Source organism: Calditrichota bacterium, from assembly GCA_014359355.1.
In the GTDB taxonomy this organism is placed as follows: domain Bacteria; phylum Zhuqueibacterota; class Zhuqueibacteria; order JANLFK01; family Oleimicrobiaceae; genus Oleimicrobium.
Genome location: JACIZP010000285.1, coordinates 1 through 2,398, shown reverse-complemented (window position 1 = coordinate 2,398; position 2,398 = coordinate 1). Strand labels below are relative to the sequence as shown.

The window sequence follows — 2,398 nt, the reverse complement described above, 5'->3', positions numbered from 1 at the left end:
GACCAGCAGCAGCCCCACGGCCCCATGGTCGATGGCGATCTGGGCCTTGGTCAGGATCTTGCAGTACTCAGTGTCCTTGGCGCCGTCGAATATGCTGGTGCTGTCTTTCTCCTGCGGCTCCTGGGTCATCACCAGAACGAACTTGCCCGAGGCATCCAGGTCGCGGTAGTCGTCGTAGCCGAACTCAGGTGCGGTGATGCCGTAGCCGGCAAAGACCACTGCCCCTTCGGCCTGCCGACTTCCGGAGAGGTGAATTGGGACAAAATCCTCTTTGATACTAAACGCGCGTTCCGTGCCGGCTTCAATGACCACCAGCGAATTGGGTGAAGAAAGGGCAATCCGCTCCATGCGGAAAGGGACAAGGTAGCTGCCATTGGGGCCCACAGGGGATAGCCCGTAGGAAGCGAACTCGGCGGCGATGTACTGGGCGGCGCGCGTGAGCTCAGGACTCGGCGTGTCACGGCCTTTCATCTCGTCGGCAGCCAAGAAAGCAACATGCGCGTACATTTCCGCCGGGGTGATCGAGGAGAGACCGGCAGGCGGTACGGCGATTTGTGCCCAGACGGTTGAAAACAGGAGAACCCCAAGACTGACCACCAATTTTCGCGGGAAGTGCATTTGTCATTCTCCACTGGACGACCACTTACCGACACGCTACGCCATCGCACGTGAACGCCGCGAAAAGCAGGCATTCGCGCCTCTATACGGGGCACGGGGCTGCAGGTTTCAGCAAAACTCTCCGCGGACGCGCACCAAAGGTATTGCAAATTGGGCAGACTTTCAATACCTTTTTTTGCTTGTTCAGCCAGATCCTGGATGGCAAATAAACTACCCTCTCCTGCCCTTGCGCAGGGCACGAGAGGGACCCGCGTCATCCGGCTCGGCGAGAGCGCATGCGCTTACGCTTCGCAGGAGGCATACTCATGCTGAACATCGAACTCAAGGCCCGTTGTGCCGACTTGCGCCGTGCCGGGCAGGTCGCCCGCAGGCTCGGCGCCGTCCGCCAGTGGCGCCGACGTCAAGTGGACACCTACTTCGCGGCCCCTTCCGGCAGGCTCAAAGTGCGCTGCGTGGCAGGAGAGCCGGCCGAGCTGATCGCCTATCATCGCCCCGATCGACCCACGGCCCGCGAGAGCCGCTACCTCATCTGTCTTGTGCCCGACGGGAAGAAGTTGTGCCAGGTCTTGAGCTTGGCCTTGGATGTGGTGGTCGTCGTCGACAAGCAGAGAACACTCTACCTGCTGGACAACGTGCGCATCCACCTGGACAGCGTCCAGGGTTTGGGCTCATTCATCGAATTTGAGGCCGTGGTGAGGCGACCCACGCAGGCAGCGGCTGCCAGAAGGCGCCTCGACGAGCTCTGCACCACGTTCGGCATCGCCCAGTCGGACATGGTGGCCGGCTCTTACGCTGACCTCCTGTTGGCGGCCCGTACCTGTTAGCCCCTGCCGTCACGACAGACGGCAGCCGTCCGCAGCTCAGAGTCCCTCCTCGGCGATGAGATAGGCGAGAATGGCCATGGCGGCAGCGCCCAGCTCCAACTCCCTGGGGTGCACGGCAGCGAACACGTCGTTGGCCGAATGGTGATGGTCGAAGTAGCGCTGCGTGTCCGGCACATAGCCGATAAGCGCCTTAGCGTCTTTCATCTGAGCGATGTCTGCACCGCTGCCCCCTTTGCGCACCCACTCAATGAGCGCCACATTGAGCACCGGAAGCCACTCCTGCAGCAGCGCAACAATGCTGTCCGGGGCATCGACATAGAAGCCGCGAGGCGTGAATGCCCCCCGGTCGCTCTCGATGGCGGCCAAGTGGTACTCGCCGCCGGCGGCTGCCTGCTCCGCGTAGGCACGCGCGCCGTCCAGCCCGAATTCCTCATTGATGAAAAAGACCACGCGCACGGTCCGTCGCGGCCGGATGCCCACGCGTTTGAGCAGATCGAGCACCTCCAACGCCTGGATGCACCCAGCTCCGTCGTCATGGGAGCCATCGCCCTGATCCCAGCTATCGAAATGCCCCCCGACGACCACCACCTCTTGAGGCAGCTCGCGGCCACGCAGCTCGCCGATCACGTTGTACGAGACGGTGCGACCCAAATCGCGGCAGGAAAGTCGGAGCAGCACTTCTACCTCGCCGTAGGTCCGCAGCCAGCAGGCCAGGCGCTCGGCATCCTGCAAGCCGATGGCCACTGCGGGCACGGCTGGCGCATCGTCATAGTGCAAAGTGCCGACATGCGGCACATTGTCTGGCTTGGTGGTCACTGAGCGGACAATGGCCCCCGCCGCGCCTGCTTTGCCAGCCTCGGCCGGCCCTCGCACCCGCTGGTCTACAGCGCGCCCGTAGGCGGCAAAGGTATCCAACAGGTGGACTTCCATGGGTCGATTGAAGAAGACGATTTTGC

General features: G+C 62.6%; 3 protein-coding genes. 1 reads left to right on the top strand and 2 read right to left on the bottom strand.

Features of this window, described 5'->3' with window-relative positions:
• The coding region (locus H5U38_12360; protein MBC7187817.1) for a hypothetical protein at positions 1-618 on the bottom strand (618 nt) is incomplete at its 3' end.
• Between the two features lie 305 nt (positions 619-923).
• On the opposite strand from H5U38_12360, the gene H5U38_12355 reads away from it, so the two are divergent.
• Positions 924-1,442, top strand: a complete 519-nt coding sequence (locus tag H5U38_12355) for a class IV adenylate cyclase (protein MBC7187816.1) — start codon at positions 924-926, stop codon at positions 1,440-1,442.
• Between the two features lie 36 nt (positions 1,443-1,478).
• Here H5U38_12355 and H5U38_12350 read toward each other — a convergent pair.
• Positions 1,479-2,398: M20/M25/M40 family metallo-hydrolase (locus tag H5U38_12350; protein ID MBC7187815.1), on the bottom strand; the 920-nt coding region annotated here is incomplete at its 5' end.

Coding starts and splice junctions, on each gene's coding strand:
- H5U38_12355 (MBC7187816.1), top strand. CDS start 924: ATGCTGAACATCGAACTCAAGGCCCGTTGTGCCGACTTGCGCCGTGCC.